Annotated in this window: 12 protein-coding genes; 6 read left to right on the top strand and 6 right to left on the bottom strand. The window is 41.3% G+C overall.

Annotated features, from left to right (window positions below; translation table 11 throughout):
- Positions 1-31 precede the first annotated feature (31 nt).
- The 6 genes from CCS02_RS12590 (at position 32) to CCS02_RS12565 (ending at position 8,637) form a co-directional block, all read left to right on the top strand.
- Entirely contained in the window at positions 32-898 is an 867-nt protein-coding gene (locus tag CCS02_RS12590) for a carbohydrate ABC transporter permease (RefSeq protein WP_100636739.1), read from the top strand.
- A 33-nt stretch (positions 899-931) separates the two neighbouring features.
- On the top strand, positions 932-1,894 hold the full coding sequence (locus CCS02_RS12585) for a carbohydrate ABC transporter permease (RefSeq protein ID WP_100636738.1): 963 nt from the start codon (positions 932-934) through the stop codon (positions 1,892-1,894).
- 11 nt (positions 1,895-1,905) lie between these two features.
- A complete protein-coding gene (locus tag CCS02_RS12580) occupies positions 1,906-3,015 on the top strand; it encodes an ABC transporter ATP-binding protein (protein ID WP_100636737.1) in 1,110 nt (369 codons plus the stop codon).
- A 623-nt stretch (positions 3,016-3,638) separates the two neighbouring features.
- Positions 3,639-4,922 carry a DUF917 domain-containing protein gene (locus CCS02_RS12575; RefSeq protein WP_100186284.1) on the top strand — a complete coding sequence of 428 codons (1,284 nt, stop codon included), beginning with the start codon at positions 3,639-3,641 and terminating at the stop codon, positions 4,920-4,922.
- Positions 4,923-4,976: 54 nt separating this feature from the next.
- A complete protein-coding gene (locus CCS02_RS12570) occupies positions 4,977-7,715 on the top strand; it encodes a response regulator (RefSeq protein WP_100186283.1) in 2,739 nt (912 codons plus the stop codon).
- Position 7,716: 1 nt separating this feature from the next.
- On the top strand, positions 7,717-8,637 hold the full coding sequence (locus tag CCS02_RS12565; protein ID WP_100186282.1) for a GGDEF domain-containing response regulator: 921 nt from the start codon (positions 7,717-7,719) through the stop codon (positions 8,635-8,637).
- Between the two features lie 21 nt (positions 8,638-8,658).
- Here the strand turns inward: CCS02_RS12565 and CCS02_RS12560 are convergent, their stop codons facing one another.
- From CCS02_RS12560 to ypfH, 6 genes are all read right to left on the bottom strand, one after another.
- A complete protein-coding gene (locus CCS02_RS12560; RefSeq protein WP_100636736.1) occupies positions 8,659-9,282 on the bottom strand; it encodes an FMN-binding negative transcriptional regulator in 624 nt (207 codons plus the stop codon).
- Between the two features lie 23 nt (positions 9,283-9,305).
- Positions 9,306-10,172 carry a GGDEF domain-containing protein gene (locus tag CCS02_RS12555; RefSeq protein ID WP_157807994.1) on the bottom strand — a complete coding sequence of 289 codons (867 nt, stop codon included), beginning with the start codon at positions 10,170-10,172 and terminating at the stop codon, positions 9,306-9,308.
- Positions 10,173-10,634: 462 nt separating this feature from the next.
- Positions 10,635-12,152 carry a pectate lyase family protein gene (locus tag CCS02_RS12550; protein WP_100636734.1) on the bottom strand — a complete coding sequence of 506 codons (1,518 nt, stop codon included), beginning with the start codon at positions 12,150-12,152 and terminating at the stop codon, positions 10,635-10,637.
- A 224-nt stretch (positions 12,153-12,376) separates the two neighbouring features.
- Positions 12,377-13,138: a sulfite exporter TauE/SafE family protein gene (locus tag CCS02_RS12545; RefSeq protein ID WP_100636733.1), complete on the bottom strand. Its 762-nt coding sequence runs from the start codon at positions 13,136-13,138 to the stop codon at positions 12,377-12,379.
- A 162-nt stretch (positions 13,139-13,300) separates the two neighbouring features.
- Positions 13,301-14,068 carry a transporter substrate-binding domain-containing protein gene (locus tag CCS02_RS12540; protein WP_072838631.1) on the bottom strand — a complete coding sequence of 256 codons (768 nt, stop codon included), beginning with the start codon at positions 14,066-14,068 and terminating at the stop codon, positions 13,301-13,303.
- Positions 14,069-14,154: 86 nt separating this feature from the next.
- Positions 14,155-14,781 carry an esterase gene (gene ypfH / locus CCS02_RS12535; protein WP_100636732.1) on the bottom strand — a complete coding sequence of 209 codons (627 nt, stop codon included), beginning with the start codon at positions 14,779-14,781 and terminating at the stop codon, positions 14,155-14,157.
- Positions 14,782-14,839: the final 58 nt, after the last annotated feature.

The following is a 14,839-nucleotide window of genomic DNA, read 5'->3' as shown; positions in this document are numbered from 1 at the left end:
CAAGCGAAGGTATGAATAAAGGGAAGCAAATATGTCTTCTGTTTTAATAAAAAACGAATCTCGACTTGGCTTAAAACTGGTCGCGCCAGCGGTTGGTATTATTGGCTTACTAGTGATTTACCCGATTTTGTTCAACATCTATCTAAGTTTTTTTGATGTTCAACTGAATGGCACCAAGACCTTTGTCGGCATGGAAAATTACACGGATTTGCTTGGCAATCCGCGTTATTACCATTCTATCGGCGTGTCGGTTATTTATCTGATCGGAACCGTTGTCGGCACGACAGTGTTGGGCTTAGCGGCGTCAATTCTGATGAATCAAGAGTTCCGCTTTCGCAATCTTGCTCGTGGTTTGATTCTCCTACCTTACTTTGCACCAGTCATCAGTGTGGTGTTTGGCTGGCAGTTTATTTTCGATCCCGTGAACGGCATTTATAACCATGTGGTGGTCGATGTTTTGCATCTAACCGACACTCGAGAAAACCTCATCGGCAACCCTGATTCTGCCTTGTTCGTGGTGATCTTGTTCGATATTTGGAAGCATTTCCCTATCGCGTATTTACTGTTTCTCGCCAAGCTGCAAAGTGTGCCGAAAGATCTGTACGAAGCCGCTGCAATAGACGGGCAAAATGCCTGGGGACGCTTCTGGCATGTGACTTTGCCAGAACTAAGATTCGTCATTGCCACCGTGGTACTGCTGCGCATTATCTGGAATTTGAACCGCTTTGAAGACGTCTACTTACTTGCACCGAATGTAGAAACCTTGCCGATTTTTACTTACTACCAAGCGTTCGCAGGCATCGTCGATCAAGGCGTCGCGGCGGCGATTTCGGTGATTCAATTACTCGTGCTGGTCGGCTTGATCTGGCTGTATGTTCGTAAAGTACTTAAGTGGTAAGACGGTCATGATTAGGAAAATAGGTGAAAAGTTATGATGAATAAACGCTCAACCACCCAGTCTGTGATCTTGTATGCCTTGGTGCTCACCTTAGTGATTTTTTGCGTGTTTCCGTTTTTGCAGATTCTTTCAACCTCGCTAAAACACCCAATTGATTGGGGCAATCCGTCGCTCATTCCTCGTGTCTTACACTTGGATGCCTACAAAGAACTACTCGGTTTAATGCCGCCCAAAGAAGTCGACGTACCGGCCAGTGTGCAACGCTTATTGAGCAATCCGGCGCTGTCGGAAGATCAAAAGCAAAAGCTATTGGCAAAATTTAGCTCTGGCGGCGATGTGTTTCCATTCGGTCGCTACATGCTTAATACCTTTGTGATTTCCTTTGTAACAGGGATTTGCTCGACTTTCTTGGCGTCTCTTGCTGCCTATGCCATTGCGCGCTTACGTTTCCCTGCGCAATCCTTGATGGCAAACGGTGTTTTGTTTGTCTACATGGTTGGCGGCGTATTGCTGATGGTTCCGCTTTATCAAATGAGCGTTAACGTCGGCTTGGCGTCCAGTGCCGCGGGGACGGTTTTTAGTCTGTTTTTGATCTATCTGATTCAGACTCTACCCGTTGCAATGTACATGCTAGGCAATTACTTCCGCACCATTCCCTTCTCGCTAGAAGAAGCCGCGATGATGGACGGTTGCTCAAGGGTGGAAGCCTTCTGGCGCATCATAATGCCGTTGTCAAAACCCATGCTGTTTACCGTGTTTATCTATTGTTTTGTCATCGCTTGGAACGAGTATTTGTTTGCTTCCGTGTTCCTCAAACAATACCAAGATTTTCAAACCTTGCCGCTGGCATTGCAAACCCTATTTACCTCTAAGAACGCCATTTGGGATCGCATCATGGCCGCATCCATGCTGACGCTACTGCCAGTGGTGATTTGTTTCATGCTGGCAAATAAACATTTGTCAGGTGGCCTCACAGACGGCGGCGTGAAAGGATAAGGAATAGAATTATGAGCTCAGTAATCTTACGTAACGTGAATAAATCCTACGGTAACTTGCCGATCGTAAAGAACCTTAATTTAGAAGTAAAAGACGGTGAGTTTGTCGTGCTGGTTGGCCCAAGTGGCTGCGGAAAAAGTACCACGCTGCGCATGGTGGCAGGGTTGGAAGACATAACCCAAGGGGAAATCCAAATTGGCAAACGCGCCATTAACGATTTACCGCCACACAAGCGCAACATCGCCATGGTGTTTCAAAACTACGCCTTGTATCCGCATATGTCGGTGCGAGAAAACATCGTTTTTGGTTTGAAGAAATCAGGCGCCGATGCAGAGACGATCAAACAGAAACTGGCCGACGTATCGGAAATGCTCAAGCTCGACGACTACTTAGATCGTAAGCCAGCCGATTTATCCGGCGGCCAGCGCCAGCGTGTCGCTATGGGACGCGCCCTTGCTCGTGATGCGGATGTGTATTTGTTTGATGAACCCTTATCGAACCTAGACGCCAAACTGCGTCATCACATACGGACGGAAATCGCCCGTATTCAGCATCAATACAACATGACGGCGATCTACGTTACCCACGATCAGATCGAGGCTATGACCTTGGGCGATAGAGTCGTGGTGATGCGCGATGGCATTGTCGAACAAGTCGGCACACCGATGGAAATTTACCTGCAACCCACCAACACCTTTGTAGCGACCTTTATTGGTTCACCCGCGATGAATTTGATTGAAGCCAAGATAGAAGGCGAAGATCTGGTATTCGAAAACTACCGACTGCCAGCGGCGAAAATCGCCAATGTTGACTTACACGACCTTAAATCCCACGACACAGTTTTGGTTGGCATTCGCCCTGACTTTTTTGAAGACAGCGCCTTATCATCTCCTAGTGACAACCTATTTGAATTCAATGATATACAAGTGGAATTGGTAGAAAACCTCGGTTTCGACAAAGAAATCATGTTCAAACTCGGCGGTGAAGACGCCAAAGCCCGACTCGACCTACGCTCCCACGTTAAACGCCAAGAGAATATCTCGCTGTCGGTAGATTTGAATCGAATATTGCTATTCGACACCAGCCCACAAGGCATGCTACTGAATGCGGGAGAGGTTTGAGGGTTTAGATTAAATTAAACCTATCAAGCCATCCCCGCGTCGATAGTTGCTCGCACCGGAATACCTTCGGTGCTGAAGCCTTTTAAACTATAGGCGTTGATAAGTTGGTATTTGCTCTCATGCACTTTAACCATCAAGGCGTTTTTTCTTATGCAAATAGAGCAATTACATGTGATTAGTTCATGTGCATCGGGGACGATTTTGAATTGAACATTACCGCAATGGCAACATCTTAATTACTCTTTTTCTTGCATATGGAGCGCCTTACAAGAGGTCATTTTTTTCAACCATATCTGTTTACGGCCTTCTTGATTAAGATCACTTTAAAAAACTGTCTTATGCTCAATAATACAGTGCTCTATCTACCATAATTTGCTGCCTTGCCCATGCTTGCTTACGACATCACGCATAGAGCCAACACTCTATTTACTTTACATTCCCTCTGGGCCGAATACAAAAAATAACCTTAAAGCATAAGACGGCGCCAAGGGAGCTATGGCATACAAGAATATATTTAATGTATAAGTTTAGTATCGGTTCGTCATAATTATGCATTTTCAAATTGATATAAAGAAAATATCAATTACTCATCAATATCAGTCGATTTAAAAGGACTTAACCTAATGACTATCTTAACAACAGAAGCACTTTTCAATATCGTCAATGGTTCAACATTATTAGCAAGTGGCGGCGGTGGTTCGATTAAAACGGCCTACTCGTTTGTTAACCAAATAGTAGAAACGAAAAAATCTATTACGCTGTGCTCACCCGGTTCGATGAAACACAGTGATTTTGGTGTGGTAGTTGGTGCAATGGGGTCTCCTGAAAGCTTTGAAAAAATAGGCTTACAAGGCGCAGAAAAAAGAGCGGTTGAGGTCATGCAAGACCTAAACAAATCAAAGAGAATCAATTTCACCATTTCTGTTGAAACTGGATCAAATATTTTTGTCGCTATGCTAGCGGCAGCAAAAACGCTAGATCCAGCTCTTGTTATTGATGCTGATGGTGCGGGACGTTCAGTACCGACCTTATCCTGCTTGAGCTATAGCTCCAAAATAAACATCACGCCTTTTGTCGTACTAAATGCACCCCATGGAGAGGTACTTGTTGAAGGTGATATCGTTTTAAACTTGCCCCAAATTAGTGACGGGGACCTAGGTGAAGCAACGAAGAAGAAAGCTCAAGCCAGTATCGTTGAAAATATGGTTAGGCCTATTTTATCGTCTGAAGGCAGTTTTGACGGTGTAGGTGCTATTTCAGGCTGGATCATGAATGGCAATCAAGCAAAGTCAGCACTTGTATCAAATACAATCTCAATGGCGCAGAGCATTGGAGAACAACTAAATAAATTCAAAGTCGATGATAAGAACATTATCCATGACCTTGCTGTGTTTTTAAACACATTAAATATATCCCTATACTCTTTATCTGAGACCAACTCACCTTTTATTCTTAAAAGCAAAGACAGTGTTTCTCAGGGTGGGTTTGATTTTAATAAATTATCTTTTACTCAAACGGTTAGCGGCCGAGTAAGAGAGCTAATTGTCATTAACCAAAATGAAAACTTACTCATTTGGGACAAAGATAAAGATCATCCTCTGACTATCTGTCCTGATTCAATTTGCATGCTAGGTAAATTAGACGAGACGATTAAAGATGACATTCTGGCTGGTTTAAGCTCACTCAGTGGAATAGAGAAAGAAGAAGCTGATACATCACTTTCAGGCTGGCATGGCCTTTCAGTAGAAGACGTCGTAGAGGGGCAAGAAGTGTATTTATTTAGTTTACCGGCCCCAGAAACACTCAAAAATGAAAACCAAGAAGTCTTTTCTGCTCTGGCAAAGCAATTTGGCTACTACGGATCATATGAGTCTTTAGACAAGCTGCTAACGAAAGAAGACATCTAACGCGCCAAACTCAACCGATAATCGTCAAATTTTTATTATTAACATGGAGGTGTCATGAAATTTAATGAGCTTTTTGACCAAGAAGAACATGACTTTATGATTAAAGAATGTCTTTTTCAGTTATGGAGTCATTCTGACGATCTCATGTTTATCGTTGCTGTCGAAGAGAATGGCGAATTTTCTCTTTATGATAACAATTCAGCTTCTCGGATTGCGATGGGGATTGAGCCAAACAAAATTTATCATCGCAACCGCATTCGCGATATGTTTCCTGAAGAGATTGTCGAAGGTTTTTACAGTACTTATCGGGAAGCCATCACCAGTAGAAAGCCTATTTCAATAGAGCAATATACCGTAAATGATGGAAAGGATTTATTCTACAACACCTTGTTAGTGCCTATATTTGATGAGCAAGACAATCCTGCCTTTATTTGCGGTATCAGCCATGAAACGACCAAAATCAAAACCGCCGAAAAAATGGCCGTTGAAGCAGGAGAAAAGCTGAAGGAATACAATGTTGGGCTGAAACAAATCAATGACAACCTTGATGCAAAAGTCAGGGAACGAACAGCCGCACTGGAACTCGCTAAAGCGGAGCTGGAAGAGGCGCTAGAAGCGAAGTCATCATTTGTCGCGAGAATGAGTCACGAAATCCGTACGCCTATTAACGCGGTTATCGGCCTAAGTGACCTAGCTCTCAATACTTCCCCCAATCATAAAGAACAGCAAGACTACCTACAAAAGATACGAGACTCCGGCGATATTTTGCTCAGTTTAGTCAACAATGTCTTGGACTTTTCCAAAATAGAAGCAGGTAAATTAACCGCTGAATCAGTGCGTTTTTCAACGGAGAAATTAATTCGAACCACAGTCAATATGAATGTATTTGGAGCCTATGCGAAAAAACTCGAGTTAGTAACAGACATCGCTGATGACATTCCTGAATACTTATTAGGGGACCCGCTCCGTATTCAACAGATATTGGTCAACTTAGTGAGCAACGCGATTAAGTTCACAGAAAGCGGGAGCATTGTTATTCGACTACGTTGCAATAAGTTGGATGGTGAGAATATTTTGCTGCAGTGCGAGGTCACTGACTCAGGTATAGGTATCTCATCCACTCAACTCGAACAGCTATTTTGCCCCTTCACACAGGCAGACAATAGTGTCACACGCGTCTATGGTGGAACTGGATTAGGATTAACAATAACTCGTCAGTTATGCGAATTAATGAATGGGGAAATCAAAGTCGAAAGTGATGTTGGCAAAGGTTCAACCTTCACCGTCTTATTGCCTTTAAAAGTCCCCACTCTGCAGCCAAAAAATGCAGCAATCGACTCTGCAAATATGCTTAAAGCTCTAGTAGTGGATGATCATCCGTTATCTAGAGACATTCTAGCCAAACTATTAGCCAGCTTTGGTATAGAAAGCACGTGTGTGGGGAGCGGCTGGGAAGCCATCGATGCTATTCACCAATCAGATCAATCCGGCGTTGCATTCGATGTAGTTTTCATGGATTGGCAAATGCCAGGTATAGACGGAATAGAAACTTCAAAAAAGATAAAAAATTTATTCAAAGAATTAGCGCCGCCTATCTTGATGATATCAGCCTATGAAAAGCATCATATCCAGCCTCACTTGGACACAGGTATTATTCGGCAGTTTATAGAGAAGCCTATTGGTAAATCGACACTATTCGATGCAATAAATCAGTTTTTTAATATTGAGAAAATAGCAATATCGAATAAAAAAATAGCTCCGATACCTCAGCTATCGGATTTTCATATTTTACTTGTTGAAGATAATCTAATTAATCAGCAAGTAGCATTGGGGTACTTAAAAAGCACTGGGGTTCAAGTAGATTGCGCTGAAAACGGAAAAATCGCCATTGATAAGATAAAAGGTACTCAGTATGACCTTATCCTTATGGACATCCAAATGCCGGTTATGGATGGATTAACCGCATCAGCTATCATTCGTGGCATGGATCTTGGTTATGAACTTCCGATTATTGCCATGACAGCTCACACTTCTCCAGAAGACAAAGAGAAAAGTCTCTCTGCGGGAATGAATAATCATATCCCTAAACCTATTCCATCTGACTTACTTTATAAAACACTGAGTAACTACTTAATAAGTAATAAAAAAAATAGAAAGGCTGACGCTGAGCTATTGCCCGTAAAACCAGCTTTAAACGATAAATTATCTATGCTTTTCAAGATAAGTAGTCTAGAAGCTGGAAAAGCTATTGATTCTCTAAAAAATGACACATCAATTTACCTAAAAATAGTGAGATCTTTTTGGACGCAATATACATCGCTTTTAGAAGACCCTAATACTCGATTTTTAACCTTAGACAATCGCAACTTACTAAACGACATACACTCTTTGAAATCAAATGCGGCTTACATTGGCGCTCAAGATATATTTAAAGATTGCGTAGTCATTGAACGAAAATTACTAAAAAATGAGTATGTTGATGGTTCACTGTTAGATGCTGTGATCAGCAAACTATCGATTCTTTTGACAGCGCTAAATCTTGTCTTTGATCAAATTGAGTACAAGGATATTGATTCAAGAATCAATCTTAAAAGCACGCTTAGAAAGGTACTGCCATTGCTGGAGCAAAGTGACTTTAAAGTAGAAAATTATTTTCATGCATTACATCATAAATCCATGAACACTCAATATAGTGAGGATATTACTCAAATAATACAAAATATTACCGATATTGAGTATGAGCAGGCGGCAAAGCTTGTTCGTCAACTTTTAGTAAAATTACCAGGTAGCTAGAATGCCCAATTCATTTAGTGTCCTTATTATCGATGATGAAATCATAAACTTACAGATCATCAGTGATATCTTACGTAGCGAAGTCGACATTATAATGGCAAAAAGCGGAGAACAAGGTGTCCGTAAAGCGTTAGAGCTTTCACCAGACCTAATTTTACTCGACGTTATGATGCCTGATATGGATGGCTTCGAGACCATGGAAAAGCTGAGCCAAGATTCACGGACATGTGATATTCCTGTCATCTTTATAACGGCCTTAGATGACATAAAAAATGAAGAAAAAGGGCTCTTACTTGGAGCAAGTGACTATATTCAAAAACCAATACACGCTTCAATCATAAAAGCTAGAGTAGCCTTGCACCTTAAATTAATAAATCAACACCGTATACTTGAACGCTTAAGTACCATAGACCCATTAACCTCTTTAGCAAATCGTCGGAAGTATGAAGAAACAATCCGGTCTGAATGGAAATTAATGGAAGAAATTAATGAAACTTTATCCTTAGCCGTTATCGACATTGATAATTTTAAACAATATAACGACTTTTATGGACATGCTGCAGGCGATAAAGTTTTACAAAAAGTAGCGGCTATTCTAGCTAATAACTTTAAACATAATAGCAATCTAGTAGCACGATATGGTGGAGAAGAATTTGTGGCAATCATGCCCAGAACTTCAAAAAAAGAAGCTTTGCAACGTCTTAATAAATGCATTAGTGAAGTTCAAGAAATGGCCATTACCTGTAAAAAAGAAAACGACAATGTTGTCACTATTAGTGCTGGAGTCTCTTCTATCATTCCTAACGATGGCTTTAAATTTGAGTCTTTATTCGCTGCCGCAGATGAAGCTTTATACCTTGCGAAATATGAAGGAAAAAACCAAGTCAAATGGAAAAACGTTACAACCAGCGATATAGCCTAATCACTTTTATAAGTAAAACATTTAACTAGATATCTTTTGCATTACATCAACCATAGGATGCTGCACTTCAGCTAAGCCATCTCGTACGCCGTTTTTGTTTTCGGCACTTTGGTTTTGGCTAAGTTTAAATTTACCCTGAATATCAGTCACGGTGATTTCAACGCCAACAACAGCAGCTTGCAGTCTGTCGATGTATTCCTGTGGTGCATCAGAAATTGACCAAGGCGCAGGTTGTTTTTGTTCGTGAGTATTGGTGAGTTTTTCCAGTAACGATAGTTTCCATTCAGCTTCATGCATAAAATCTATCGTGCCTTTAATGTGAACGGCGCGATAGTTCCACGTTGGAACCACTTTGCCATCTACTTTTTTAGAGGGATACCAGTTTGGCGTGATGTAGGCATTCTCACCTTGGAAAATAACCAATACATCCGCTTGATTCGCTAGGTTCTGCCAAAGCTTATTGGCCTTGGCGATATGGGCTTGCAAGACAACCCTATTCTCTGCATCGACATGAACCAACATAGGAATATGCTCGGCATTCAAACCGTCATCACCATTCGAAACTAACGTCGCGAAGGGAAAGGTTTTAACAAAGGCTAACTGCTCCTGGAGATCGTTTACTTCAAAATGCTTTGGTGTATACACTTAGATGCCCCTTACCATATGTGTTAACTAGCGATACTGTAGGTATTTTTTCCGTTGGCTTTCGCATCATAAAGTGCTTGATCCATAGCTCGTATGCAGTCTCGATGCCTATTAGCATAGTGATTCGCCAATCCAATACTAATAGTGATCGGCCGTCCAATACCAAAATCAGTATGCACAACACTATAATTTAGTTGCTTTAGCTTTTCCTCTAATTGGGCAAGGTTTTGTTCTGCAAAAATAATAATGAACTCTTCACCGCCCCAACGACCCACGGTATCCAACAGGTCAATATTATGCATTAAAACTTCAGCCAGCTTCATCAGTACTTTATCGCCCTGATCATGACCAAACTGATCATTCACTTTTTTGAAATCATCTACATCCAGCATGGCGATATAATGATTGCCTATAGCATTTAGTAATTGATCTTCCATGTAGCGCCGATTACGCAGCTTAGTTAATACGTCTGTGGTGGCCAACTCTTGTAACTGGCGATTAGTCTCTTCCATCATTTGGTAAGCTTTTCGACGGCTAGAATCATAGAAAAAAGACACAATTAGCAGTAACGAATAAATAAAAGAAAAGTGTATCAAGCTGATAGGAAGAAATATCTCGGGTTGCCAAGTATCCATTTGCGTAAAACAAAAATAGAAAATACCAGCAAAGTACACAAGGCTGAGTATCGACCCATTACGATAACCTAGAAGAAAAACCCCCATCACCGGCGTTAGAAATGCAAAAACGAGTGCAAATTCTTCATTACCATCGATTAAGATAAGTATAAAAGTATCTATAGAAACAATAAGTTGAAGAATAGTCGCAGCAACTTTTGGACGTTTTTTTATCAGCAGGTAATATCCACCAATGATACAAAAGAACAACGACACAGAGTTCGCTATTAACATTGGCGGAAAATAGTCTATGACCAAATTATAATAAATGAAGAAAACGAAACTAGAAGAGATAAACAGCAAGGCTGAAAACAAAAATCCTCGAAAACGAAAATCAGGATGCGTATGTTGAGTACCAAACCACCTTTCTAAAAGCGATACCACTAAGTAGACCTCTATCTTTAAAAATAAGTCATTCCTTACGTAATTGTAGAGTGCTAATTTTAGCGTAACTAATTAGCACTCCAGCAAAAGATGTGCCTACATCGTCCCTTTATTGAAGAGTAAACGAACTTATTAAGAAAAAGAATAAATATAATGTAAATAATGGTTTAGCTGTGTAAGGCACGATTTATTGGGAGAAAAAAACTGCTTTTTTGAGAAAAGATGAACAAAAAAATGCCGATGTATTTAGATAAAATGGCATCGGCATAAAAGAAAACACTCTATATTTCAGATCTAAAGTTTACCAGCTCCTGCATTTTCTTTGACGTAGTCAATGACTTCACTAGCAGGCAATACTGGCGTTGGGCCATATAAGGTTGGTGTCCAGCCCACATCTTTAGAAAGTGGCTTGCCACTTGCTTTGTTCGCCCCTTCAACGATATCAATCATTTTACCGTTGAACATAGAGCCTTGATCATAAGCGACCTTACCCTTCATATTGCCAATCGCATGGGAAGGATTGCCGTTTTCAATTTCAAAAACGTTGGCTTCTGAGTATATCGCTGACTCTTTACCCGCACCCAAAACTTGACGAACAATATTATGTTTAGGTTTGTTAATCAAAGAATCCACATGGCGCTCATAAGCATTGGCGCCAACGCCGTCACCTTGTGCATTACCGACAAAATAGTTGTTATACACATGCACCTTGCCATAACGAACACGCGGCATACGCTGACCGACATTTTTAAAGTAATTTCCATGCAAGGTAACTCGTAAATAGCCAGTGTCTGCGGTTTTGCCATCACTGTTACCAATCAAGAAAGCCTTATCATGATCATGGAAATAGCTGTTAGAAATCGTCACTAGATCCGCCTGATTGGTAATATCAACCAAGCCATCATGATGCTGAACTTTTTGTGTGATTTCATTCTGTGGGAACGGATAGACGGGCGGGAACATGGAGTCTGGGCGATCCCCATCTGAGAAAGTGCTGTGATCGATCCAGACGCGCTTACCGCCGTTGATGGAGATCAGGTCGTATTCAGAATTCCAACGTCCGCCCGGACACTTCTGTGGTCCTTGATTGGCATTAACGTATTCCCCCATACAGCCGGGATAGTTTGGATCGATTTTGAAACTGTCACCTGGATCCCAACCTGGGAAATAGTCAAATGCGTCTTCAAAGGCAATATTTCGAATGATGACATTTTCGACACCCGCACTAATTTGCAAAGTGCCTTTAATGATTTTTGCGTTCTTACCTAAACCAATGATGCTGGTATTAGAAGGGACATCAATGACAATTTGATCTTTTTGTTTTTTAGCCGAGGCTAAACGAGCTTCTTCCTGAGGGCCGGTTAAATCTCTATTTGGACGTTTTTTGATAAGTGGCTGTATGTTCCAAACAGCAGGTGCATAAGCATTTTTATAATCTTCGAAATTATAAGGCGCAACACGATAGTCTGCTTCGGTCAGTTCACGGCCTTGATCATTAGATGACAAGTTAATCGTGCCACTAATTCGAATAATCTTAGGCGAGTTGCCGGCTTCTTTTAGCGCATCAACAAAGGCTTTCCGACTACTGACGGTGTAAATATGTGCATCAAGCGCATCTGATCCACCCGTAACTTGACCTTCGGCAGCAGCCCAGCCATCGTTGTGAGAAAGAACAGCACGCGTCATATCTTGCGACATACTATTCTTTCCAGTATTTGACAGCTTCTGTGACGAGTTATCCGTGCTTACAGCTGAACATCCGGCAATTAAGCTGGCCGCCAAACAAGACGCCGCTAAAATTTTTCTATTCATTTTATTCTCCAAAGATATTGAAAATAAGCAGATTAAGAAGACTCGCTATGCGTATTTTCAAATCGCATTTTTATTTTTATTGGCAAGAATATAGAGAACACGCTATGGCAGTGCTCTCTATATAGGAGAATAGACTATCAGGAAAGACAATAAATTAAAACGATGTTTTATTTTTAATAAATCACTGTTTTTTTATAAGCCGGATGAATGGATCCTTTAGTTCTTTAATCACTTAAAAGGGCTGCGGCACTACCACAAACTGTCATGATGAAAAGGAACCATTTTAGATGGCTCGGGTTGGCTTTTATGGCCATTTTTACAGCAAGGAATGAACCTAGCATGGTGCCAGAAGCAAGGATCAATCCAGGAATCCATAGGATCTGGTCATTCCAAATAAATACGCCTAATGCCAAGCCAGTAAAACCCAGCGTACACACCATTTTTAGCGCATTGGTGCGTACTAGGTCATAACGTAAAGTACCAGCCAATGCAGCAATCAGGATAAAACCGACACCCGCTTGAACAAAACCGCCGTACACACCAGCGATAAATAGGGCAATCCATGCACTCGGTTTTTCCGAGACTTTAAACGGCACAGTGCCTTCTGGTGGCGCTATCATGGTAGGTCGGACAATCATAATTAACGTCATGCCTATCATGGCGCTTAACAATAGCGGCTTGAGCCAGGTTTCTGGTGCATAACTGGCTGCGAAAGCCCCCACTACGCCGCCCAGCAAGGATGGAATCATCACCGGCAGGATGTCAGCGTTGTCCAACTTTTTGGCTTTACGAAAGCCAAATGTCGCTGCCACGTTTTGTAAAAATACCCCAACACGATTGGTCGCATTAGCGATGTCAGCCGGCATCCCCATGACCATCAAAGCCGGTAAAGTCAGGTTAGAACCACCGCCCGCCAAAGTATTAATAATGCCAGCAAGAAAACCTGTACCGATCAAAAGCGAAACAGTGAATAAACTGTAATCCATAACATCATCCTTAATTGACTCTTGAGCGAGTCGGAAGAGAATAAAAAGAGGAAACGAATAATAAGGAGAATTAGGCAATCTGACAAAAGATTATTAAGGAGAGGAAGATGAAACTGGCTCAACTTCCTCATCTAAGAAAAAGTTGAGCGGATAGAAAATGACTTATTTAAGAGAATTGTTTGCCATCAAGGTTTCATCAACACCTTTTAATTTCATCTCATCCATCATGAAATTAACGGTATTCAACAAGCGCTGCTCACCCTCTGGAATCAAATAACCAAATTGACTTTTGGTAAACGGATTTTCTTCACGTACCGCGTCTAAATTTTTGTTAATGACTTGATAATAAAGAGCTTCTGGCGTTTCTGTTACCATCACATCAACAGTGCCTGTTTCGACTGCTTTCGGTACATCTAGATTATTTTCAAAACGAACGATAGTTGCTTTGCTAAGATACTGATCGGCAAATTTTTCATTGGTGCCGCCAATATTTACGCCTACTTTCACTTCTGGCTTATTCACTTTTTCTAGCGTATCAAACAAAGATTCGCTACCTTGAGTAACAAGAAAACATTTACCAAATGTCATATAGCCTTGGCTTTGTTCCGCTGCCATTTGGCGAGAAATTCGACGAGTAATACCGCCCATGGCGATGTCATATTTGTCATCATCCAAACCTTTTAATAAGTCCTTCCATGTCGTTTGCACAAACTTCACTTCCACGCCCATCTCTGTCGCAAAATACTTAGCCACATCAATATCGTAACCTGAAAAAGTGCTGCCATCGTAATACGAAAAAGGCTTGTAATCGCCCGTGGTTCCAACAGTGATATAGCCTTGTTTTTGAATGTCTTCTAAACGATCGGCTTGCGCGATAGTGCTGTAAGCCATAGTGGACGCTAGTAATAAAAACGACGCAGTGAACTTCATAAGTGTGGACCTAACATGGAGATGAAAGAAATATATAAGCATTTGCTATGCCATGTTTTCAATTTTTATCGCGCTATTCAACGAACTCACAAACGCTGCAATAAACAATCCACCACCGCTTGGTTCACGCTGTGAGCGAGATGAGGAATAAGATCATAAGTCGTCATTGCACCAGAGTCTATCAAGGCATCATACGCTGATTTAGACAGGCGATAGTCAATCACATTATCTTGATTACCATGGATAAAATGTATTTGCGTATTCACGAGATCTTTCTTTGGATCTCTCTTTGGTAGTAAGGCAAAGCGCCCAGATAACGACACGATTTTCTCCGCTAGTTTTTCATCAACCATTTGTGTCGAAGACAAAGACATAATTGCCCCTTGGGAAAAACCGATTAACGTCGTTTGTTCCGCGTTCAATCCATTTTTTTGCTGCCAATCTTTCACTGTTTCAACAAAGGCTGGCATCGCCGCTTCAATGCGTTCCACTCGATTTTCTTCTGTCACACCTTGCACTGAAAACCATTGATAGCCTTGTCCAAAATCAGACGCATCGGGCGCTTGTAGCGACACTACAATAGCCTTAGGGAAAGATTTAGCGAGAACATAACCCAAAGGCGCCAAGCTCTGTGGTGTGGCGCCAACACCGTGAAATAATAAAAATAAACGCGTCGGCGAATTAGGTTCTTGTATCACAACAGTACTAGACATGAGGAATCCTTATTAATCATCACTTAATAGTATGATGAATACTCTATCCTTCTACAAA

It is taken from the genome of Marinomonas sp. ef1 (assembly GCF_002806845.1).
Lineage (GTDB): Bacteria > Pseudomonadota > Gammaproteobacteria > Pseudomonadales > Marinomonadaceae > Marinomonas > Marinomonas polaris.
Note: the sequence above shows the minus strand (reverse complement) of the source record. Positions and strands in the feature narration are given on the sequence as shown.

Excerpts from the sequence above, each read along its gene's own strand:
- CCS02_RS12590 (WP_100636739.1), top strand. The coding sequence starts at position 32 with ATGTCTTCTGTTTTAATAAAAAACGAATCTCGACTTGGCTTAAAACTG.
- CCS02_RS12585 (WP_100636738.1), top strand. The coding sequence starts at position 932 with ATGATGAATAAACGCTCAACCACCCAGTCTGTGATCTTGTATGCCTTG.
- CCS02_RS12580 (WP_100636737.1), top strand. The coding sequence starts at position 1,906 with ATGAGCTCAGTAATCTTACGTAACGTGAATAAATCCTACGGTAACTTG.
- CCS02_RS12575 (WP_100186284.1), top strand. The coding sequence starts at position 3,639 with ATGACTATCTTAACAACAGAAGCACTTTTCAATATCGTCAATGGTTCA.
- CCS02_RS12570 (WP_100186283.1), top strand. The coding sequence starts at position 4,977 with ATGAAATTTAATGAGCTTTTTGACCAAGAAGAACATGACTTTATGATT.
- CCS02_RS12565 (WP_100186282.1), top strand. The coding sequence starts at position 7,717 with ATGCCCAATTCATTTAGTGTCCTTATTATCGATGATGAAATCATAAAC.
- CCS02_RS12550 (WP_100636734.1), bottom strand. The coding sequence starts at position 12,152 with ATGAATAGAAAAATTTTAGCGGCGTCTTGTTTGGCGGCCAGCTTAATT.
- CCS02_RS12545 (WP_100636733.1), bottom strand. The coding sequence starts at position 13,138 with ATGGATTACAGTTTATTCACTGTTTCGCTTTTGATCGGTACAGGTTTT.
- CCS02_RS12540 (WP_072838631.1), bottom strand. The coding sequence starts at position 14,068 with ATGAAGTTCACTGCGTCGTTTTTATTACTAGCGTCCACTATGGCTTAC.
- ypfH (WP_100636732.1), bottom strand. The coding sequence starts at position 14,781 with ATGTCTAGTACTGTTGTGATACAAGAACCTAATTCGCCGACGCGTTTA.